This window comes from Marinobacter sp. tcs-11 (assembly GCF_002049515.1).
Classification (GTDB): domain Bacteria; phylum Pseudomonadota; class Gammaproteobacteria; order Pseudomonadales; family Oleiphilaceae; genus Marinobacter; species Marinobacter nauticus.
In genome coordinates, this window is sequence record NZ_LLYU01000020.1 from 43,324 (window position 1) to 65,068 (window position 21,745).

The 21,745-nt window shown below is 55.1% G+C and carries 18 protein-coding genes; 11 read left to right on the forward strand and 7 right to left on the reverse strand.

The window, feature by feature from the left end; all coding sequences use genetic code 11:
• Nucleotides 1–373 precede the first annotated feature (373 nt).
• The 5 genes from ARC85_RS16485 to ARC85_RS16505 are packed head-to-tail and all read left to right on the forward strand — an operon-like array spanning nucleotide 374 to nucleotide 7,514.
• The gene (locus ARC85_RS16485; protein ID WP_286715546.1) at nucleotides 374–988 is read left to right on the forward strand and encodes an HNH endonuclease family protein; all 615 of its coding nucleotides are present in this window, start codon (nucleotides 374–376) and stop codon (nucleotides 986–988) included.
• A gap of 46 nt (nucleotides 989–1,034) precedes the next feature.
• Nucleotides 1,035–2,228 carry a tyrosine-type recombinase/integrase gene (locus tag ARC85_RS16490; RefSeq protein WP_200362894.1) on the forward strand — a complete coding sequence of 398 codons (1,194 nt, stop codon included), beginning with the start codon at nucleotides 1,035–1,037 and terminating at the stop codon, nucleotides 2,226–2,228.
• On the forward strand, nucleotides 2,225–4,318 hold the full coding sequence (locus ARC85_RS16495; protein ID WP_286715548.1) for a hypothetical protein: 2,094 nt from the start codon (nucleotides 2,225–2,227) through the stop codon (nucleotides 4,316–4,318). The genes ARC85_RS16490 and ARC85_RS16495 overlap by 4 nt, the downstream gene beginning before the upstream one ends.
• Entirely contained in the window at nucleotides 4,315–7,002 is a 2,688-nt protein-coding gene (locus tag ARC85_RS16500; RefSeq protein WP_200362898.1) for a hypothetical protein, read from the forward strand. Before ARC85_RS16495 ends, ARC85_RS16500 begins: the two co-directional genes overlap by 4 nt.
• Nucleotides 7,002–7,514, forward strand: a complete 513-nt coding sequence (locus tag ARC85_RS16505; RefSeq protein WP_200362900.1) for a hypothetical protein — start codon at nucleotides 7,002–7,004, stop codon at nucleotides 7,512–7,514. Before ARC85_RS16500 ends, ARC85_RS16505 begins: the two co-directional genes overlap by 1 nt.
• A 527-nt stretch (nucleotides 7,515–8,041) precedes the next feature.
• Here ARC85_RS16505 and dctP read toward each other — a convergent pair.
• The 5 genes from dctP to prpR all read right to left on the reverse strand — a co-directional run bounded on the left by dctP (nucleotide 8,042) and on the right by prpR (nucleotide 14,803).
• Nucleotides 8,042–9,106 carry a TRAP transporter substrate-binding protein DctP gene (dctP, locus tag ARC85_RS16510; protein WP_286715549.1) on the reverse strand — a complete coding sequence of 355 codons (1,065 nt, stop codon included), beginning with the start codon at nucleotides 9,104–9,106 and terminating at the stop codon, nucleotides 8,042–8,044.
• Nucleotides 9,107–9,128: 22 nt separating this feature from the next.
• Nucleotides 9,129–10,436, reverse strand: a complete 1,308-nt coding sequence (locus ARC85_RS16515) for a TRAP transporter large permease (protein ID WP_286715551.1) — start codon at nucleotides 10,434–10,436, stop codon at nucleotides 9,129–9,131.
• 3 nt (nucleotides 10,437–10,439) lie between these two features.
• Nucleotides 10,440–10,952: a TRAP transporter small permease subunit gene (locus ARC85_RS16520; protein WP_273133522.1), complete on the reverse strand. Its 513-nt coding sequence runs from the start codon at nucleotides 10,950–10,952 to the stop codon at nucleotides 10,440–10,442.
• Between the two features lie 52 nt (nucleotides 10,953–11,004).
• Entirely contained in the window at nucleotides 11,005–12,615 is a 1,611-nt protein-coding gene (locus tag ARC85_RS16525) for a long-chain fatty acid--CoA ligase (protein WP_286715553.1), read from the reverse strand.
• Between the two features lie 223 nt (nucleotides 12,616–12,838).
• A complete protein-coding gene (prpR, locus tag ARC85_RS16530) occupies nucleotides 12,839–14,803 on the reverse strand; it encodes a propionate catabolism operon regulatory protein PrpR (protein WP_286715555.1) in 1,965 nt (654 codons plus the stop codon).
• Nucleotides 14,804–15,048: 245 nt separating this feature from the next.
• Here prpR and ARC85_RS16535 point away from each other — a divergent pair, with 245 nt between their 5' ends.
• Genes ARC85_RS16535 through ARC85_RS16555 form a run of 5 tightly spaced genes read left to right on the forward strand, consistent with a single transcriptional unit; the run spans nucleotide 15,049 to nucleotide 19,229 of the window.
• A complete protein-coding gene (locus tag ARC85_RS16535) occupies nucleotides 15,049–16,113 on the forward strand; it encodes a phosphotransferase family protein (RefSeq protein WP_286715557.1) in 1,065 nt (354 codons plus the stop codon).
• Entirely contained in the window at nucleotides 16,110–16,496 is a 387-nt protein-coding gene (locus ARC85_RS16540) for a DUF6285 domain-containing protein (RefSeq protein WP_273133518.1), read from the forward strand. The genes ARC85_RS16535 and ARC85_RS16540 overlap by 4 nt, the downstream gene beginning before the upstream one ends.
• Nucleotides 16,496–17,218: a histidine phosphatase family protein gene (locus ARC85_RS16545; RefSeq protein ID WP_273133517.1), complete on the forward strand. Its 723-nt coding sequence runs from the start codon at nucleotides 16,496–16,498 to the stop codon at nucleotides 17,216–17,218. The genes ARC85_RS16540 and ARC85_RS16545 overlap by 1 nt, the downstream gene beginning before the upstream one ends.
• Before the next feature lie 56 nt (nucleotides 17,219–17,274).
• Complete coding sequence (locus ARC85_RS16550; RefSeq protein ID WP_273133516.1) at nucleotides 17,275–18,453, forward strand: acyl-CoA dehydrogenase family protein; 1,179 nt, start codon at nucleotides 17,275–17,277, stop codon at nucleotides 18,451–18,453.
• Between the two features lie 2 nt (nucleotides 18,454–18,455).
• Nucleotides 18,456–19,229 carry an SDR family NAD(P)-dependent oxidoreductase gene (locus ARC85_RS16555; RefSeq protein WP_273167721.1) on the forward strand — a complete coding sequence of 258 codons (774 nt, stop codon included), beginning with the start codon at nucleotides 18,456–18,458 and terminating at the stop codon, nucleotides 19,227–19,229.
• A gap of 460 nt (nucleotides 19,230–19,689) precedes the next feature.
• Here ARC85_RS16555 and ARC85_RS16560 read toward each other — a convergent pair whose 3' ends face one another.
• Nucleotides 19,690–19,953 carry a tyrosine-type recombinase/integrase gene (locus tag ARC85_RS16560; protein WP_226610443.1) on the reverse strand — a complete coding sequence of 88 codons (264 nt, stop codon included), beginning with the start codon at nucleotides 19,951–19,953 and terminating at the stop codon, nucleotides 19,690–19,692.
• Nucleotides 19,954–20,146: 193 nt separating this feature from the next.
• Nucleotides 20,147–20,398, reverse strand: coding sequence for a hypothetical protein (locus ARC85_RS16565; protein WP_206853207.1), 252 nt, complete (start codon nucleotides 20,396–20,398; stop codon nucleotides 20,147–20,149).
• Between the two features lie 289 nt (nucleotides 20,399–20,687).
• Between ARC85_RS16565 and ARC85_RS16570 the strand changes: the two genes are divergently transcribed.
• Nucleotides 20,688–21,626: a lipid A-modifier LpxR family protein gene (locus ARC85_RS16570; protein ID WP_286715558.1), complete on the forward strand. Its 939-nt coding sequence runs from the start codon at nucleotides 20,688–20,690 to the stop codon at nucleotides 21,624–21,626.
• Nucleotides 21,627–21,745: the final 119 nt, after the last annotated feature.

Consider the following 21,745-nt stretch of genomic DNA (forward strand, 5'->3'; position numbering starts at 1 on the left):
GCGGAAAAGTGAGCATCAAGCTCGGTAGCCGACCGCAGATAAACGCGAGAAAAGAGTAGAACGGTTTTTCCTGTGAGTCAATTAATCTATCCCCAGAAAGCCCTGACAGAGAGGCCTAGCGCCATCATCCTTGGACGGCCCGTCGGTTCTCTCACTGTCACGAGTATCGCGATAACGCTTGTCGTTAGTCCTTTGGATGATCGCTGCTTAGGCCGCGCAGTTTCAGAAATAAGGCCCCGCGGTTTCGTGGGAGTCACGTTGTCTTGCACGGAATGCAGCGATTAAGCTTCCACATCCATTTCTAGTACGATGTAGCGCTCTATTGTGTAAATGGCTCCCCTCTCAAAGTTTCTCGTTCTAAGCTGATGGATTTATGAAAATTGTAGTTGGCTTTGCTATTTTAGTTGCCCTCTGTTTCGCCCAAGTTACTGCCAACGCGGGTACCGTAAAACAATCAACCAGCGGCCTGTGCCATCCCCCGCAGAGTAGTTGGTATGAAAAGACCCACAACTACACTTCTTTCGACACCATTCAGGCTTGCCTTGACGTTGGAGGCCGGTTGCCAAAAGGTCTCTCCTTGGCGTCATTAAGCGATGGCGACGCAACGTCCATGGGCAATATCGATCAACTGACCTACCAGCGTTCTGCGTTTGGTCATGGCTGGAGCGACCAGGACGGCAATTGTCAGGACAGTCGAGCTGAGGCACTAATCGCGTCTTCGACAACGCCGGTTCGATTTGCTACCGAGCGAGGGTGCCGGGTAGTGACCGGCCGTTGGATCAGTCCGTTCACCGGAAACGTTATCCAAAATGCATCCGACATAGATATCGATCATGTCGTTCCGTTAGCTTGGGCGTGGGAACGTGGCGCTAAGGCATGGTCTCAGGAAAAACGTGAGCGTTTTGCGAACGACTCGATAAATCTACTTCCTGTAGAGTCGAGCTTTTCGAAAGACCAACATCGAATAGGAAAAGCATTGCTTTTGTAGTCAGATCGGCAGAGCATACAGAGACTATTCAAGTGCCGGTGGCAATGTGACAGTTTGCGTAGAGAAACAAGTCGATTATCAGTTTAACGGTCACCGTTTTGAGCCATTTTGGCTTATCCTCAATGAGAGACGTAAACCACCGCTTCTCCCGCTTATGTTCACTACGTTTCTAGCTCGATTCAGCGCTGTTTTTGAAATCCGAGAATTATCCGACGGAACGTTGCATGGCCGCACTAGCAAGCTATATGAATTGGTTGAACGAGACGTATCAGATGCGACGATACGAGCATATGTCTACGCTTTGGCTCAGTTTCTGGGCTACCTGGAAGAATGTCGGCTGACTCATCAGACGGCCGGACTGCATGCCTCTTCGTCCTGTAGTGAGCGGTTCGTGAATCATTACCTCAATGAGGTGCTTTCAAACCGTCTTAAATCGGCGCAATCGCTCCAGACCCATCTATCAGCACTCACCGCTTATTATAACTTCCTGCATTACATGGAATTTTCTCCACGCCTGGCGCTGCGCGTTTATCGACGGACCCGGCAGGCCATGGCGGAACGGAACACCAAACAACATTACATCCAGTACGTTCCGAGACACGCGCGTCTCACATTGCTGAATCATTGTGAAACGCTGGCTGAAAAACTCATGATGAGAATGGGGTTCGAGGTGGGCCTTAGGACTGCGGAGTTGCGGGGTCTGCGCACGCCCGCCTTGTGTATTCTGTTCAAACAGTTGGACAACCGAGCTTACGACCACGTCGAGCGGTTTAGCTACTGGCTGGAGGGTCGCTATGCCAAAAACAGTAAGAGTGGTTGGGTGTATTTTGACAGAGAGTTGCTTTCGGATATGAGACGGTATTTTAGTACCGAACGCCAGTGGGCGATTGACGAAAGCGGAAGTGCGGATGAAAGCTTTTTTCTCAGAACAGATCCGCGATTTCTCGGTACAGGTATCAGCGAGTGGCACGCTTCCCGACGCTTTCGACAGAGGGCTGATGAGGCTGGTTTGCACCCCAGTCTGAGCTTTCACGATCTGCGCCATACCTTCGCAACTGAACTGTTTCATGAAGAACTCACGGGGCCTGACGGCCGGGAAACACGCTCGGAATCGGCAGCGCTTATTGTTGTTGCCCAGCGACTCCGGCACACCATCGGGCGAAACGGTCATGCCTCATCGGTCACAACTCGGTACATCCGCATGAGACTCCAAATGTTAGAACTTGAGGGTGGGAGGTGAGTGAAAAGTTGGACGGAGTGGCTGAGCTGGCGCATGCAGTGGACGATATGGCTAAAGCATTCGATCAAACGCTGCCGGAACAACCCACATATACATCGATTAAGCCCACTCGAATCACATACAACACCCAGGCTGGTACCACTCAGATCATAGCATTGGCCCGTGAAAACAAATTCCACGAAGCCATTTTTCAGGGGGCCGCCGCCACATTTCAAACAGACTGGTTTCATGGCCTTAAAGAGGGATCGCGACGAGCTTATTCGGACGCGATACGACGATTCATAGATTGGGTGAACGAAACGGGTTACGAAAGCACCGACATCAATCGCTACGACTGCCTGAAGGCCTACGAAGCGCATTGCATGAATCAGCAGAGCCAGAAGCGCAGCCCCTTAGAATGCTTAACCACAGTCATGAACAAGGCTCTGGCTAGCCCTGGCCTGACTAACGAGGATTTCAGCTATCTAAAGACACTACTGAGGGTGTCAAAGCCTTCAAAAAGTGAAAATGTTCAGCCATATACCCTTACGGACTGGTTCAATCTGCCCTGGCTGCGATCTGTTCTCGGTGAGCAAAAATACCTTCAACTGGAAAGCCCAAGCAGATTGTTTTTGAGCTTTCGGGTGACGATTGCCGAGACACTACTTCATCTACTAGACGTCCGGTCGGAATGGCAGGAACACCCCATTACAACGTTTGAAGAACCTGCTTGCGGGAAGAACTGGTTTCGTAAATGGAACTACAAGATATTAAGGCGTTTTGGTTCGTTTGACTCAGCAGGGCAGCCGCGAGACGCATGGACAGAACTGCTGTGGCTGGATTTGGTTCGCCCCTCTGACCGAAAGTCTATCAAAACGCTGTTATCGCAGAGCTGCATTGAAAGCTTGGTCTCAGGGCCCTGGGTCTGCGGCCAACGCATTCGGTCCTGGGCTCGCTCTCCAACCATTTTCCATCCGGATTATCAACACGTTTACTCCCCTCTTGAGGAGCGCCTGATGGCTTGGTTAGTTGCCTGTGAAGCGGTGCAGCCAACCGATATTCTTAAACTGAAAACAACGGACTACGCACTCGAATTCAATCAATCCGGTCGCCTGATTGCGATGGAGTGTTGTTACTACAAGGGCCGCGCCAGCTCGACTCGGCAACCAGCGATCCTGATGGCGTCCGATTGCTGGACAAAAGCCCAATATCGCTACTTCACAGGTTTGCCGGTCTCTAGCCCTGTTTTCCAATTCAACGTTATGTCAGAAAAAGCGATGCCGGACATTAGAGAAGGTTTCGCGCAGCAAGGAGATATCTCTTTCTTGTGGCGAATCTGGGAATTGCCTTCCGTCAAGCGGCGAATTGACGCAGCTTTAAGGCGTGCCGGTGCCAGTTCGATCTTTCTGGACGCCGCGTTGGCGCTGACTCAGGGCAGCGAACCCGTGGGCATTTTTGCCAAGACACCCGAAAGTAATATCGGGGCGTACCGCGAAACGGTGGCGCGCTCCCTTCCACAGCACATATTTTCTCTCACGCACGTGAAGACCACTGCCGTTCATGCGGGATCAGACCGTTACCGTGACAGTGACCTGATCAACCACCACTCGCACACCTCGGCAACCGAAAAGCATGCTTATCTGACCGATGCCAATAAGGATTTCGTCAACCGTGCAGGTCGAGTCACCCGCCTGGTTCTGAACGATCTTCAGAATGTTGTCTACCGACCGTCTGTATCCGCAATGGCGGCAGCGGTGAACGATCTGGAGTTGAGCACTCGCGTGGTGGAGGCCACCGGTTCAGAGGACATTCGAGTTCATTCGCTCGACCAGTCCATCGAACGGATCCAAAACGACGATATCATCCTCGTTCCTGACACAGTGGAGCAGGCGCTGCTATTTATTCATACGATCGCCGAAGCCGAGGCTCGGCTACCGCAAATGCTCGCAGTCCGGCCCGATTGGGTCGAGCGCACGCTGTTGATCCGCGTTGAATGGATGACGCGCAATCTGGCTCGTATGCGTTCTGCTGCTGAGGCCCAGAAACAATATGCCGACCTCAAGCCCCATCTGCCCAATTTGTTTGATTACCTCCTGGAGACTGTGGAATGACCGCAACGATAGCACGTCGGCATCGGAACCTACCGGATCTCAATGAATTGCAGGCACGCCTCAGCGCTTTGCCTGGTAACCGGGGTAATCAATTCACGGAGAACGTATGGCAATTCATCAACCAAAGGGGAAAACGTTACACGGTCGACTTTGACACTGTTTTGGCACTGTCTGAGGTCTATCCAGACTGGGTGCGGGAACGGGGAATTGATCCCGTCTCGCTCTCCAAACAGATCTGGCTGTCCCTCGCCGAATCGACGACCGTCAACAGCTACACAAGAAGACTGAAAGGACTGAGGCTGTGGATGGTCGCCTTGGCGCGAAGAAACCTGCCCCGCCTCACCCGCGAAAACAGCCGAGCTGTGTTGACGTTTATGCTAACGAACAATTGGAGAGGGGGACGTCCCTCGCCGCTGAAAGCCGTACGCAGTGAAATGGACATGACGTTTCTCATGCCCCTTCAAGCTCTGAAAGACGCTACCTCGGAGCTGGGCCTCGACTGGATTTCTCGGGATGTGACAGAGGCACATGTCAGGAGGCAGTTCAAGGTGCTGATTCCTGAGCTGACGGACAATGACCTGACCTATCAGGATTGGAAAAAAGGCCAGTCCTTTAACCTGCTTACTCTGGATCACGGTAGATATTATGTGGAGCACTGTCTCAATTTTTTTGAGGAGCACGCCCCGCTTGCCTGCGCCCTCAGTCAAACACTGCAAGCCTGTGCGACGATTGCCACGGATCTGGGCGTAAGCCAGACATCTGTTAGGGCTCATATCTCCCGGGTCCTTGAGGGGCGACCGGTCACCGAGATATGGCCAAGTAGGCCAGCATTGGGGCAGCGGATGCAGACAGCTGTTGTGGATTACTTTCTGGAAGCTCATCGTAAGGCACGCTTCGAACATCACGTTCTGAAAGAAAACGTGTTAGAGCAGGTTGCCGAAGCTTTCGGGCTTGTGCCTTCACCGGAGACCGTAGACCGCCTGCGGGTTATCATCTGGGACTGGCTGCGCCGGGAGGATATCGAGGAAACGCAGTGCCTTCTGGGAGAATGTCAGAGGCCGGTGCTCTGGCACTTGTTCCTGCAAATTCTCGATGCCATGAAACAACGCTGTGACCAAAGCGGCTCTTTTGTGCCCACGGTGGCATTTTTTAAATCCTTTGGCCTTGACGGAACGGTATACGAGGGCGGGAAAAAGACGAAAGGCGGCTACAGTCTGCCTCGCCAATTCATTGAACTGGTCGCGTCGGCTGGCTTAGTCGGTGTGGTGGCGTTGACTGGATGGAGAGCAAGTGAGTTCGGGTTTTCCTATTCTGACATCCAGCGCAACCGAAACATGGATAAGCTGGATCAGTATGCCTTCCCGCATCGCTATCAGGTAGATTGGTACGTCTATAAGACATCCGGACGAGTCCGACAGTTACGGGAAGTCACTTTCAGTGCTGTTGCAATCGCTGAGCGCCTGGGTCGTATGCATGGCTCTGACGGTGACCGCCCATGTTTGTATGGAACATTCAATAGAAAAATCCCCTCCCAGTCTGAAGAGACAGTGCTCAAAGCCGTCAGTGGCCTGTGGCCGCACTACGTCCAACACTATGCCGGTTTTGAACTGATCGATAACTGGGAGTCGTGGCAAAATTTGGCGCAAGTTGAAGCATCCGGCGATTTGCTGACGATGGACCAGTACCGGGAAAAGGAACGGCTTTTGGTATCGCGCTCCGCCGACGAATGGAGCGAACTCTCAATAGACGGGAATTTACGAGAGGCGCATCGCCGAAGCCGTGAAGAATGGCCTCGGCTGGCTTTCTTTTTCCAGAGATCTTTTGGCGACAAGAAAGACTGGGTAAGCCAATACCGCGGCGGCACCCTGCGGGCAGACTGGCGGGCTTTGCTTGACACTCACCTGTCCGACGAAACACGGGATTGGCTTTCCTCACTCAGTGACGTCGAGTGCCAATCGGGGGAAACATCCAAAACTATCCACAGCGAGATGCTGGGTGAGGCACTCTATCCAAGCCCCCATGCGTTCCGCCACATGTGGGCAGAGGCGATTTACCGGCGGTTTGATGGTGATGCAGGCTGGATGATCCGCAGCCAGTTTAAACACATCAGTCGCACCATGTGGCTGGCTTACATTCGCGATAAAGACAACCGCGCAGGCCACCAACGAGTGAAGATCCGCGTTATTAATTCACTTGTTCACAACTACATCAAAAGTCACGGCGAAGGCTATGCTGGTCAAATGAATAAGTTACTGCGCCGCCTCCTCCGACAGACGCGCGTCCAGAGCCCGGAGCAACAGATGGAATTAGCCGAGCAACTGGCAAACATAGAGGTTGAGAACATTAAGGCGAATCCTTGGGGGTATTGTTTGCTGATGCGGCGGACCAGGTATAGGGCCAGATGTGCGGAACAGGGAGAACCCATGCGTCACAATGCGTCCCCGGAGCTGTGCTTGGGGTGCGTCCATAATCTGATGCAGACGACCAATGTCGAATGGATGCTTTTTCAAATTGCGTCGCATGTTGAGGTTCTGAACAACCCGGCCGTCCCGGACATTTTCAAACAGCCTTCGTTAGAGATGGTGCGCGATGTCACACGTCACGTCCGGACGCTTAACGCCCGCCACGAGGCACTACCTGAGCTTGAATCCGTGTTAACCAGTTACAAGTTGAGGACTGCGTAATGGTGATGGAGTATCTAATAAAACGTGCGGCGGCAGGGGCCGACAAAGGACCCGAAGATCGTCCAGACTGGGTTTCCGACAGAAACGCCAGTGCCGCCGCCTGGCAGTGTGTGCAGGATATGAAACGAGAGAAGGCGCTCTACATTCGGCGTCACCGCACGCCTACGGATTTTCTCGTGAAGAAAAATTATCTAATCAAGGGCTCCGAAGTCGCCGCAGCAATCGGCATGAATCGCGCAACGCTCATGAACACGTCGAGCTATTCGCCCCATTTTAGACAATACCTTGACGCCACAAACGCAGATTTGGAGGAAGCCAAGAACGCCAAATTGAAGCGCGTCGAGCACCCGACGGCCACCGGAACCAGGAAGAGCCGGAAAGACGACTTGGTCAATCTGGTCAAGGAATTGCGGATGGAAAACGAAAAATTAAGGGCGTTGGCGGCAGAGCCATTGGGCGAAATTTACGAAGGTTTACCTTTGCCGATAAAAAAGAAGTTGGGGATCTGGTAGTGGAACCATAAACTGGTCAGGTTAGGTAACCATAAACTGTCCCCACTTAAACAAAAGCGAACACTCGAGACAGGGCTTTGCTTCAGGTGCTGTTGGCGCCCAAATGCGCATAGCCATGAGGGAATCAGTGAGTCCTACATTTGCACTAGTACGTCGATTTCAGATAGCGACTACATCATGTTCTTACCGGGTTCGCTGCTATTCACTCCTCCGGAAAGGGCGCATCGGATGACAAAAGGTGGTTTCTAGCCAGCCTTGCTTGCATGTGCCTGGATCGGAAAGCTTGAAAAGCTGACGAACCAAAAATGGACTTTTCTGTTAAGAATTAGTGGACGGGTGTGGACACTTTCATTGGCTCACATGCTCAAGAAATTGTTGCTGAGCCTGAATGTCCTCTTTGCGATCTGCCGGGCAGGGTGGGTTCAAGGCGACGTAAGTGTTGGAGCAATTTTATTTTCTGAATTCTGTTGTAGTTTTATGGGCAGCGCCCGCATGTACTGCCAGAGCCGCCCGGTTCGCTGGTAGACTCAGACCTTGCCAGTGAGCTTCATGAAATCCCTGAGAATGCTTCCAACCCGGCCGGAATACTCAGGATCTCTCTTGGAGATTTCGTCGATCACCTCCAGAGATTTCGAGCGAATCATTGCCACGGAGTCCTCGTTCATCTGAACGATTTCTCCCTTATGTTTGGTCTGGAAGTCCTGCATACGTTGCAGATCCCTAATCATGAACATGCCGGCGGCCTCAAGGTGAGTGGCGAGAACTGCATCCTCGATCACCTTTTTGAAATCTGTCCCGAGATTCTTCCACGCTCTCAGAGAGACGAAGACTTCACTGTTCTGATGAGAGGCTAGGTTGGGTTGAATGATGTATTTGTTCACTTCCTGCAGGTTCATGCCCCATCCTGCGGAGACACCGCCCCAGTGTGCGCCATCCACTACGCCGGTTTGTAGGGCCTGATACAGTTCCCCGCCACTAATAGAAACGGGCGCTGCTCCCATCTTCTCGAAGACCTGAGCTGATGTGCCGTTGGAGCGAACCTTGAACCCCTCAAAGTCTTTTGGGGATTCTAGACGTTTGTTGCTGTACAGAGCGGTACCGCCATTCGAGATGGGGCCTACTTGGTAAACTCCACGCGTTGCGTAGGCCTCTCGAATAACCTTCAGGGCTCCCATGTCGTGCAGGAAAAACTGCATTTCCTCGATCGAATCCCAGGTTCCGAAGTTTCCGGTCAGATGGCCGGCAACGGGAATGTCGCCTACCCAGTACGCCGGGTAAATGAGGGCGCCGTCGAGCGTGCCGCGGCGGACACCCCGCAGAACGTCTCCCGTCGAGACGATGGAGTTGGGTTGGTGGGTTTCAATCTCAAGTTCGCCATTTGTCGCTTCCTGGATGCGGCGAGCAAGTCCGTTGAAAATCGGGTCGTAATACCAGTTTCCGGTTGGCCAATGCGTCTGGAATTTCCATTTGATTTTCTTGTTGGGCGATGCAATCACGGCCGGGGCCGAAAGGCCTGCGGCGGCAACAGTCACGGCGGCAGCCGAACCTTTGGTGAGAAACGCGCGGCGATTTATTGTCTTTGTATTTTTCATATCACTCTCTTTCGCTGTGTAGTCAGGATTTAGTGAGTAGTCTTACGCCGTCCGTCAGGATGGACGGAAACGCAAGGAGGAAAACACCGAACAGAATCATCAGGACGACATAGGGAAACACACTTCTGTAGAGGTCCAGAATGGAGGTTTGAGGGCTCAGGGTCTTGAGGTAAAAAATGTTGTAGCCGAATGGCGGCGATATGTAGCCAACGCAGAGGTTGAGCTGGAAGATCACCGCGAACCAGATGGGATCGAACCCCAGCTGTGTGACCACGGGCATGAAGATGGGCATCACCAGCAGAATGATGCCAATGGGGTCCAGAAACATGCCAAGAATGAATCCGGCCACTTGCATGATGAGAATGAGCAGCCAGGGGGAGATGTCGAGAGACAGCAGGAATGACTGAATAAAGTCGATGCCGTTGGCGGCGGAATACACGGACACAAATGCACTGGCGCCAAAGATGATCCACAGGACCATACCGCTCATGGTGGCGGTGGAGTAGCTGACCTCTTTCAGAAAGTCCCAGTTAAGCTCGCCCCTTATGGCAATCGCGATCAGCACGGCGGCCGCGCCAACAGCGGCCGCTTCGGTTGGCGTTGCGATGCCCAGAAAGATGGAGAACAACACGACGGAAATAATGCCGACAGGGAGAATCACCGCCCGAAGAGAGTGGATCTTTTCGGCCAGTGGAACACTTTCGGTGGCCGCCGGGGCCTTTTCGGGCTGCAGGTTCGCTTTGATGATGACGTACGCTAGGATCACCGCCAGCATGCCCAGCCCGGCGATCAGGCCGCCCATAAAGAGCTTGCCGATTGACAGCCCGGTACTCATACCAATGACGATCAGGGTAATGGAGGGAGGAATCAGGATGCCGAGGGTGCCCGCTGCGCCGATGGTACCGAGCACGAATTTTTTATCGTAGCCATGCTTATCCATGGCCGGCATGCCTACCATGCCGGTGGTCAGGGTCGAGGCGGCACAACTGCCGGTCATTGCTGACAGGAGCGAGGCGAATCCTGTGGTGCCGACCAGAAGCCCGCCGTTCACCTTGCCCGACCAGAGATGGAAGGTGAGATAAAGGTCTGACGCTATCTTCGATTTGCCCAGTGAGATCCCCATCATCACAAACAGAGGGATGGCCGCCAGTGAAATTGACCACATGCTGGCGAAGGTTGCAGACAGGATGGGAAACAGACCGTTCAGACCGTTCATGATCACCACGAAGATGACCGCAACCGACCCCAGCGCGAACGCCAGTGATACGCCTGCCAGGATGAAAACGAGCAGCAGTCCGAACATCCCAGCGGTTAGTAGTTCAGGTGACATGGCTTACCCTTCAGTTTTTTGCTTTTGTTTTGGTTTTATGAACTCAAGGCTTGATGCGATGATGCCGCTTAGCCCCTGCAGGAGAATCAGGGCGCTCCCGACAAAGAGTGCAAGATGGACAGGCCACATGGGGTGGCGCAGGGCGCTGTCGTCTACCTCATTGAAATCCCAGGCGTCCATGAAATAGAACCAGGCCTCGTAGGTGAGCGCCAGGGTCCAGGTCACCAGAGCCACGTAGTTGAGGGTGTCGGCAAAGGCATTCCAGCGGGGGGACCGGGTGTTTAGCAGAATGTCGACCCGAACGTGCCCGCCTTTGATCAGGGTATAGGCACCGATCAGGATGAAGTAGCCCGCAAAAATGCGCTGGGTGTAGCCCGGAGCCCACACCGACGGAGCGTTGAAGGCATACCTCGCGATAACCTCATAGATGACGATGGCCATGCCAATGAACACGGCAAAGCTGCAGAGCTTCCCGATAGCCAGATTGAATGATTCAATGATTCTGAGAGGATTCATGGCGTTCTCTGTTGTTGTGTTGAGATCACGACCGCACCACGATCAGCGGGCGCTAGGCCCACTGATACCGGGTAAAGTTCTCCCGAAGGGTCTTTTTGCTCACTTTCCCCGTGGCGGTATGGGGCAGGGTTTCCACAAACTCGCAGGCATTGGGGATCCACCACTTGGGTACCTTGCCGTCCAGGTAGTGCAGGAGCTCTGCCGGTTCCAGGGTGGGATAATGCTCATCGGGGACCACCACGAGCAGTGGGCGCTCACTCCAGTGCTGGTGGGCAACGCCAATCACCACGGCTTCGCGGACCCCGGGGTGAGACATAATGACATTTTCGATTTCGATTGAACTGATCCATTCACCGCCGGACTTGATCACGTCCTTAACCCGGTCGGTAATGCGCATGTAGCCGGAAGGGTCGATCGTGGCGACATCCCCGGTATTGAACCAGTCGTGTTCCTGAGGTTTGCCATAGTAAGTGCTGCAAGCCCACGGACCACGAATCTCAAGAACCCCGGTTGTTTCTCCATCATGAGGCAGGCTGTTTCCATCTTCATCCACAATGCGCATCTGAATGCCGAACAAGGGGCGGCCGGATTTCAGGCGCTGGTCGTCTCGGACAGCCTCCTCAAGCTGGTCGTGGCCCGGCAGATAGCGGTTGTAGCTACCGATGGGGCTGAGTTCCGTCATGCCCCAGCCGTTCTCCAGCCGGACACCGTGCTGGTCCATATCGTGGTAGAGCTGGAGCGCGCCTGCAGCACCCCCGATAACCCCTCTGGACAAGCTCGGAATGCGGGTGCCCGACGTGTTCAGGTACTGATTGATGCCATTCCAGAGCGTTGGCACGCCGAGTGAAAACGTCACCTGCTCACAATTGATGAGATCGGTCATGGCCGAGGCATCGGCCACGTGGGGGCCGGGGAGCACCAGAGCCGCACCAGCCATGGGCGCGCTATAGGGCATACACCAGGCGTTGACATGAAACATGGGCACCAAGGGCATGACAACGTCTTCAGGCGTGAGCCCGATGTGACTGGCCATGTTCTGGGACATGCACTGTAAGACGATGCTTCGGTGGCTGCCGAGGACGCCTTTGGGATCGCCAGTGGTCCCAGAGGTGTAGCATAGGTTGCTGGCCCGGTTTTCGTCCAGATCGGGCCAGTCGTACGTGTCTTGTTCCCGGCTGAGCAAGCTCTCATAAGCCAGCAGGTTCGGAAGCGAACTTTTTGGCAGCTCGCTGGCCGGGCAAAGAGCAATCCAGTGCCTGACGGTTGGCAGATGCGGCTGAAGCGATTCCATCATGGGAATGAATTCAGGGTCGATGAACAGAGCTTCATCCTGGGCATCGTTGATGATGAAACGCACCTGTTCCGGAAACAGTTTTGGGTTGACCGTGTGGCAGATCCGGCCAGTGCAGGGAATGGCATAGTGCAATTCGAAATGCCGGTGGTCGTTCCAGGCCAGGGTGCCAACTCGGGCCTCTGAGCTCAGAGCCAGTCGGTCCAGGGCATGAGCCAGCCGGGCGACCCGTTCGAACGCCTCCAGGTAGGTCAGTCTGGAAAAACCGCCATCGGCCCGGCGGGAAACGAGTTTGGTATCTGCGGCAACCGTTGCTGCATGGGACATTATGCTTTTGATGTTCAGGGGAACATCCATCATCAAGCCTTTCAAGGCAGGCCTCCGGGTATTATTTCTTGTTGTATCGGTTGGTGCGAGCGTCTGCACCGGGTGCTCAAGGTGTTGGTACTGACGACATCAGCAGAATGCATGCCAATTCTGGCGCTGACCGGTTGCTGCAGCGCCTGGCGTGGTGGGAGGGCGTTTCGTGGTGACTGGGAAAACGGAAGCGGCGTTTCATAATTGAAACTGCCGTTTCAGTTTTTGGCCGGGCGTTTCAGATTTGAGCCTGGCCCTGGGCGCGACGCAGTCGGCGCCAAAGGGTTGAGCGGCTGATCCCCAGAGCTTTGGCGGTTTTGTTCATGTCGCCGTTGTTGGCATCCAACGTCTCACGAATGAGCGAAACCTCGGCGGCCTTGCCGACGCTGTGCAGATTCTCCGTAGGCGTATGAGCTGCGGGTTGTTGACGGGCCTCTGCAGGGAAAAGCTCGGGAAACAGGGTGTGCAGGGGCTGGGGATTGTCCGGAAAACGGCTGAACAGGAAGGCCCGCTCGATAATGTTTTCCAGTTCGCGAATGTTGCCGTTCCACGGGTGGTTCAGTAACTGCGGCATCAGCGTGTTCAGCACCTCGTTTATGCCCTGTTCCTGGCGGGCATCGCCCTGAGCGAGGTTGCTGGCAATCAGATGGCTGAGCAACGCAATGTCGGAGCTCCTCTGGCGCAGCGAGGGTACCGGGATGTTCAGCACGTTAAGCCGATAGAACAGGTCTTCCCGGAACTGGTTACGGGCAATCTGTTGTTGCAGGTTACGGTGAGTGGCGGCGATAACGCGGATGTTGATCGGTGTGGGTTCTGAAGCGCCCAGCCTCAAGACCTGGCGCTCCTGCAAGACGCGCAGAAGGCGGGTTTGAAGGTGGATAGGCATGTCCCCGATTTCATCGAGGAAGATAGTGCCATTGTGAGCGGCTTCAAAAAGCCCGGGTTTGCCGCCTTTGCGACTGCCGGTAAAGGCGCCGTCGTCGTAACCAAACAGTTCGCTTTCCAGCAGCGTTTCTGGAAACGCCGCGCAGTTGATCGCCACAAACGGCATCGGCTGTCGTTCACTGGCGTTGTGAATGCTCTGTGCGAACAGTTCTTTCCCGGTGCCGCTTTCTCCGGTGATCAGCACAGTTGAATCGGAATGCGCATACAGTTTTGCCAGCTGCACAGCGTTCTGGAAGGTGGTGTCTTTGCCCGCCAGTTGCTCGAAGTCGTACTTGGCGATGAAATGTCTGGGGCGGCTCTGGGCGCGCAACCGGCGCTCGGTGCGTTGGATTTCACGGATTTCCTGGCAGGTCAGAATGGCTCCGTCTATCTGGCCGTTCTCCATAATGGGCAGAACCGAAATTGCCAGGCGTTGGCTGCCGACCGTGCTCAAGTGGCTTTCGATGGCGGTTCCCGACGTTAACACCCCATTGAGATCAATGTCGGGAAAATGCGTTTTGGCCTGATCGCCGATGGCAATGGACCGGAGCGGGTGCAGCAGTGTGTTCATGCTGTCGTTGACAGAGAACACCTTACCGGATGCATCCAGGGCAACCACGCCTTCGTTCATATGTTTGAGCACCGCGTGAATGCGGCGGTGGTTGTGGGCTTCTTCGGCCCGGCTGTGGCAAATGGCGAGTGCGTCGTCGAGCGTCAGACGAACGGCATTGGCGTTGATGGCAAACACGCCTTCTGCCCCGGCGGCTTCGGCAAGATCAACCACGGTGGGCGAGCCAATGATGACGCGAATGCCCTGATCCACAAAGTCCCGGACTTTTTCCCGGGCGTCTTGCAGCGAGGTATAGACGGCCTGGGAAATCTCGACGGTAAACAGCCCTGACATTTCCTCAAGCTCTTTCAGTGTCCGCTGGTGCGTGAGAATGCCAGCCTTGGTGCCTCGTTCTTTCGCCACATTCAGCGCCCGGATCAGGTCGTACTCACCCATTCTGAAGGACAGAATGGTGGTGGTGATGTGCTTGCGCAGAAACTCGGCGGAGGCGCCTGAGCAAATCAGAATGTCTGCGCCTTGTGTCTGTTCCAGGGCCTTGGCGGTGGACAGCAGTTTTTCGACCGAGGTCTCGACAATCTGAATATCCGCCTGCCGTTCATACCGGGGCAGGATTTCGTTCAGTGTTCGGGTCAGCTTGCTGGGTTGTCCGTCGAATGTCAGGTGGCTGATCAGCACCGCGATACGGGGTTTGAGGGGTTCAGGAGCCATGTTGGGTTCTTATTTGATTGAAAGGTATGCCCTCATACTAACCGCAATCCATTCAGTTCAGAAGTGAAATGAAATGTTTCATTGTTGAGAGATAGGGCGAGGCGTTGTTTTCTTGATGAAATGGGGTTTTCTTCAACTGATTGATATTAAATAATTTATTTTTCTGAAATTTGTTGGCCCGCCGTTTGCTTTTGGTGCTGAGGAATCACGCTTTGTGAAATCACAGCAGCAAAAGAGAGCGTTTCATGAATGTTGCACTGAGAGAATCAGATTCGCAGTCCCCTCTCGACGGTGACTGCTGGGGGTGGCAGAAAAAGCTGGAGAGCTATCTGACCCGCGTTATGCCGGGCAGTAACGTCGCGATTGTTGGTATGCAGCGGCTGTCCGGAGGTGCCATCCAGGAAAACTGGCTGCTGGACGTGCACATCGTTGGAGGCGAAAAGGCTGGAAAGCATCGGTGGGTATTGCGGACCGACGCCGAGTCTGCCGTTGACGTTAGTATGTCCCGCGCCCATGAGTTCGCCGTGCTGACAACCGTTCACGAAGCCGGGGTTGAAGTGCCCACCCCGTTCTGGCTCTGCACAGACCTCGGCGTGATTGGCCGGGAGTTTTTCGTGATGCAGGCGGTGGGCGGAACCGCCGCAGGCCACCGGCTGGTCAAAGACGACGTCCTGGTGCCCGACCGCCCCGCGCTTTGTCGCGATCTTGGCAGAAACCTTGCCCGGCTGCATGCCATCAAGCCACCGAGACACACCCTCGACTTTTTGCCTGTCCCTGTGGCAGACCCCGCACAGGAACTGATCACGCAGTACCTGGGCTTTCTGGATGCGTTGCCCTGGAGTTTCCCTACCATTGAATGGGGGCTGCGCTGGCTTCAGCACAACAAATCGGCACCTGCAGAGGCGTGCCTCATTCATCGGGACTTTCGCACCGGAAACTACATGGTCAATCAGGGCAGAGTGTCTGGAATTCTCGACTGGGAGTTCACCGCCTGGGGAGACTGGCGTGAGGACCTTGGCTGGCTGACGGCTCGGTGCTGGCGCTTCGGGAAAAACGAGAATTTGGCGGGGGGTGTTGGCGCTTTGCGAGATGTAATGGCCGGGTATGCCGATATCTGCCCGCGAACGCTATCTGAGGATGAGCTTCGTTACTGGCAAGTTATGGCGCATGTTCGCTGGGCCATCATCGCGGTGCAACAAACGGAGCGACATTTGTCCGGGCAGCAGCATTCTCTGGAACTTGCGCTCACCGGGCGGCTGCTGCCAGAACTGGAAAACAACATTCTGCAATTGATGGGAGGGCGGGCATGAACCATCCAGACGCATCGGAGCTGCTGTCGGCGGCTCGTGAAACGTTGATGAAAGAGGTGTTTCCGTCTGTTCCGGAAAACCTGCACTACGAGATCCGGATGATTGCCAGCGCGATGGGGATTGCTGCCCGGGAGGCAGAGCAGCGCGAGGCGGCCACTCAAGAAGAGATATCGCTTTGCTCAAGGCTGTTGCCGGAGACGGTCGTTGTGGGAACAACGTCACAGGACGAGGCGCGCCGGGCACTGGCCCGTGCCATCCGGGCCGGGCAGTTTGATCAGGAAACACAGGGTTCGGCCTTACATGAGGCGTTGCAACAGATGGTTCTGAGCGCACTGAGGATCAGCAACCCAAGGCTGGCCAACACAAGCGCGGGGGAGGCCTGATGTCTGCCTCACTGCATCCTGCAGGCGGGCCGGTGCGCCGGCGTGTCTACCTCGTTCGGCACGGACATGTGAACTATTTCGACGAAGCCGGGCGCCCTCTGGACCCGAGGTCTGTGCCGCTGTCCGCTTCCGGAGAAGCTCAGGTGGCTGCGCTTGCAGACCTGCTCCAGGGCGAAACCTTCGACAGAGCCGTCAGCTCCGATTACCCCAGAGCGAGGCAGACGCTTGGCATGATCGTGTCGGGTGCGTCGGTGCGAAGGGAACTCGAAACCGCTCAAGAGCTTCGGGAGATCCGGGCAGGGCGGCTCAGTGAGTTGCCCCAGGAAGCCTACGAGGCCGAAGTGTCCGGTGCGTATCACTGGGCTCAGAACCCGGGCGCGGGGTTTCTGAGAGGGGAGCGCTGGGAAGACTTCAGCCGCCGGATTCTTGACTGGTTTCAGGCACTGCTTGCCGACCCGGACTGGCAGACCGCTGTGATTGCCAGCCACGATGCGGTCAACCGGGTTGTGATGTCCTGGCTGGTGGGCGGTGACTTCTCGTCACTGCCTTACCTGGAGCAAGACCCGGCCTGCGTGAACATTGTCGACATTGACCATGTCCCAGGCCGCCTTCCGGTGACGGCTTATCTCCGGCTGGTTAATTACACCCCATACAACCCGATGAAGACGGGAGCAAGGCAGACCGTGATGGAACGCATTACCGAGTCCATGTTGAAGATGTGATGGGCTGGCGATCCGCCGAAAGAACGTCATTTACCACCCTTGATCAGGAAGATGCTATGAACATTGAAGTCAGTGAGGATATTCAGAACATGCAGGCCCAGGTACGGGCCTTCATCCGCGATGAAATCGTGCCGATGGAGTCTGATCCAAGGCAGACCGGGCATGGCCCGACAGAGGAACTGCGCGATGTGCTGGTGGAAAAGGCGCGTCAGAGAGGCTTGCTGACGCCTCATGCGTCTCTCGAAATGGGAGGCGCGGGGTTGTCCCATGTGGCCAAAGCCGTGATTTTCGAGGAAGCGGGGTACTCGCACCTTGGGCCAACGGCCATGAACATCCACGCTCCGGATGAAGGCAACATCCACCTGATGGATGTGGTTGCCTCTGAGGAGCAGAAAGAGCGTTGGCTCCGCCCCCTCGTTGAGGGAAAAATCCGCTCCTGTTTCGCCATGACCGAACCGTCCCCGGGCGCCGGCTCGGACCCCTCCATGCTGAAGACAACCGCGGTCCGGGACGGAGACGACTATGTGATCAATGGCGAAAAATGGTTCATCACCGGAGCCGAAGGGGCCAGCTTTGCCATCATCATGGCCCGGACGGAAGACGGCCACGCCACCATGTTCCTCACCGATACCGACCGCCCCGGGTTCATCGTGGAGCGGTTGATGGATGTGATGGATTCCTGCTTTACCGGGGGCCATGGTGTTGTCCGGTTTGAGGACTTGAGAGTGCCAGCGAAAGATATCCTGGGTGAGCCCGGTAAAGGGTTCCGGTATGCCCAGGTTCGGCTTGCGCCCGCCCGGCTGACCCATTGCATGCGCTGGCTTGGGGCGGCGCAGCGCGCCCATGACGAAGCCTGCCAGTACGCCCGAACACGGGAATCTTTCGGCAAGCCCCTGGGTGAGCATCAGGGAGTCGGGTTCATGCTGGCAGACAACGAGATGGACATCCTGACAACCCGGCTGGCGATCATGCACTGTGCTCAGGTTCTGGACCGTGGCGAGCGAGCCAACCAGGAATCCAGTATGGCCAAGGTCATCAGTTCTGAAGCCATCTGGCGAGTGATCGACCGAAGTGTCCAGATCCTTGGCGGCCAGGGCGTGTCGGGAGAGAACGTTGTGGAACGCATCTTCAAAGATGCCCGCGGGTTCCGGATATACGATGGTCCGAACGAGGTTCACCGGATGAGCCTGGCCCGGAAAATCCTTGCCCGTGAAACCGAAAAACCTAAGAGGTAAGCATGGCCGATAACACGGATCTTTTCAGTCTGGCCGGTAAACGTGTGCTGGTAACCGGAGCCTCAAGCGGCCTTGGCCGCCATTTCGCCAAAACCCTGGCGAGGGCGGGCGCCCAGGTGATTGTCGGGGCTCGCCGGGTTGACCGCCTGGAGGACCTGGTGGCCGACCTTAATCGGAATGGCAGTAATGCGGTGGCCATGGCTCTGGATGTTACCTCCAGAGCCTCGGTGATTGCCTGCTTGGATGACATCTGCCGCCGGTTCGGTGGGCTTGATGTGGTGGTGAACAACGCCGGGGTAAGCGATACCAAAGGCGTGCTGGAGTACACCGATGAAGACTGGGATGCGATTGTGCAGACCAACCTCACTGGGGCCTGGATGGTGGCCCAGGAGAGCGCCCGCCGCATGGCCGAGCACGGTGGTGGCAGCATCGTGAACGTTACCTCCATACTGGCGACCCGCTTGGCCGGAGCAGTCGGGCCCTACTGCGCGGCCAAAGCCGGCCTGGCACACCTAACCCGCTCCATGGCGCTGGAACTGGCCCGGCACCGGGTGCGGGTGAATTCGCTGGCCCCGGGGTATGTGATGACTGAGATTAATCAGGCGTTTCTCCAAAGCGATGCCGGCGAACGGCTGAAACGCCGGATACCGGCTCGCGAGTTCTGTCAGTTGAACGACCTGGACGGCGCACTGCTGCTCCTGGCCTCCGACGCAGGGCGGGCGATGACGGGCTCGGAGATTGTGGTTGACAACGGCCATGCATGCTCGGGGTTGTGATGGAGGATGTTTGAAAGGATTGATCGTGCTTGAGGCCCGCATTGCGGGCATTTTCTTTTGGTTTTAGGGGGATGGTTACACTGCCAAACTCCCTAAAAGGTCAGTAACTATTGAAGGTTAGCGCATCGAGAAAGAATAGATGCTTTGCGTCTGCTGTTGGTTTGTCTTTCAGGTATGAACTCAATCCAGTCGCAGGCTCCCATGCCTAGTTTCAACTGAACTATGATGCAGTTCCGCAACAGGCTGCGGAACAGTGCAAGGGAAAGGCGCATTCCAGCCACCGCAGAGAGTCTGTGGCATTCTTTTCGGGATGCGGCATGATAATAAAACCGAATCTCAGTACAGCAATGTCGCTGGGTGGTTGTCTATGTCCGGTAGGTCCTTTTAAACAAAAGCGAACATTCGGATCGCCTCAGATATCCTCGGCTCTTTCTGCACTGGTTGGACGCTTGGTCATTTCTCAAGAACCCGGCAAACGATCAAATGGACTAGCTGTACCAGCTCTTCGATCGCCAATAATGTGGGTGTGGCTTTCAGTCGTCCGAATATCGCCGTGGCCGAGGATTTCCTGGACCGTTCGGATATCACTTCCCGATTTCAGCAGCTCGGTGGTTAAAGCGTGGCGAAAAGAATGAGCCGTAACCGGTTTGGTAATTCCGCTCCCTTTCACGGCCTGCCTTAATTGCCGCGCGTATGTCGAATGATGAAGGTGATATCGGCACACATAGCCTGCAATTGGGATAACGCGTTGTCTTTAAGATGGGAATAGATATGGCCAGTCAGAGTTTTTCGTGACCGAGCCGTGCCTCTATCTTCAATACCGCTTGGGCCTTGAAGAGAAGAACCGCAGATTCCAAGCAAATCGATCCAAAAACGCACCGTCCCTGGTGCCAAGACGCAAATGACACTCTTTATGTTCAGCCGTGGCTTTCGGAGCGTACTTCGCCACGTATAACTATCTGGCCGCTGTACGGGGATAGCTCAGAGAAGCCACTCTTTGCAACCCGATCCTGGATTTCACCGCGAATTACGGTTTGGCCACTATAAGGAGCCGGCTGAGCCGGCTCGGAGCGGGGCTCATCGGATTTACGGTCTGCCAAGGTGGCGTTAGCGGGCAGGGCGGCGGCGGCAAAAAGTGAAGCCAGGGTGATCGATACAAATTTACGCATAACGTTATCTCCAAAGTTCGATAGGTTGATGCTCATACCGGAGTCGCCAAAGGACCCGATATCAGATGGAGCGAAGTATGGAGTTGAAGAGAGACAACGAATAATTCCCAAACGGTATGCAATACATCAATTTGGGTGATGGGCACAGCTAGATCAGCTCAAAAATGCACGCAAAACTACTTACCCATAAGTATCGATGATGTTTTGAATACCGACGCTTGATTAGTCCTCAGCGCCAGTCAATCGAAAAATAGCGCCAACTTTACCGACACACTTTTCGGAGTTGGCTATGAATTCTCGTTTTCTAGTACCGATGCTCGCGGTCTCCCTGCTGGCATTTACCGCGCATGCAGAGTCCTCAGACTCGGTGATGGCTTTGTCTACGGATAACGATCTCTTCGCTCCAGCGCAGACAGATCGGGATTACACTGCTGGCGTGGCCATTACTTATTCCTCGAATTCAGAGGCATTCGTAAACAACCCGGTTTCGAGTTTCAGTCAGGGGCTGGACGGGTATGTCCTGCCATACCTGGGGGGCAAGGGTGAAAAGCCAAAAAGCGCGGCGCTCGAGTTTGGGGTTTATGGCTTCACGCCCGAGGAGATCAAAGAGTCGGCCATTGACCGGAACGATCGCCCGTACAGCAGTCTTGTTTACCTGTCGTCGAGCCAGAGCTATCAGGCACTGAGCGCAAAATCGGGCTGGACAACATCGATGACCGTAGGCGTGCTGGGGCTGGATGTTTTCAAATCCGGCCAGAATGCGGTTCACAAGGTCGTCGGTAGCGACCGTGCTAATGGTTGGGGCCGCCAGATTTCCAACGGCGGAGAGCTGACTTTCCGGTATTCCGCTGCATACCATCAATACCTGGATGCGAGTCAGCCGAATCAGCAGTTCAAAGTGACGTATTTTGGTTCTGCCGGGTACCTCACTGAATTCGGCGCGGCCCTGGTTTTCAGGGGCGGTCTGATCTCATCACCCGATAACCGGTTTAACCCCGAATTGATGGCTTACGGTGAGCGCGCACCCGGGGTGTCGGTACCTGGTGGAAGGGAGAATTATTTTTGGGGCGGAATGTCAGTCAAAGCTCGCGCCTATAACGCGTTCTTGCAGGGACAGTTTCGGGATTCGGAGCATGAGCTGAATGCCGATGATTTGAACATTCTTTTGGCAGAGGTCTGGGCTGGTTATACCCACGGTTTCCTGGCTGGTATAGAGTTGAGTTACTAAGAAGTACAAAAGTAAGCGGACATCATTTATAATGTAGGCATTGTTCAACCGACCTTATCGGAGTTGCCTACTCATGCGCCATACTGACGGTCGTAAACTGGATCATAAAACTCTGGAAG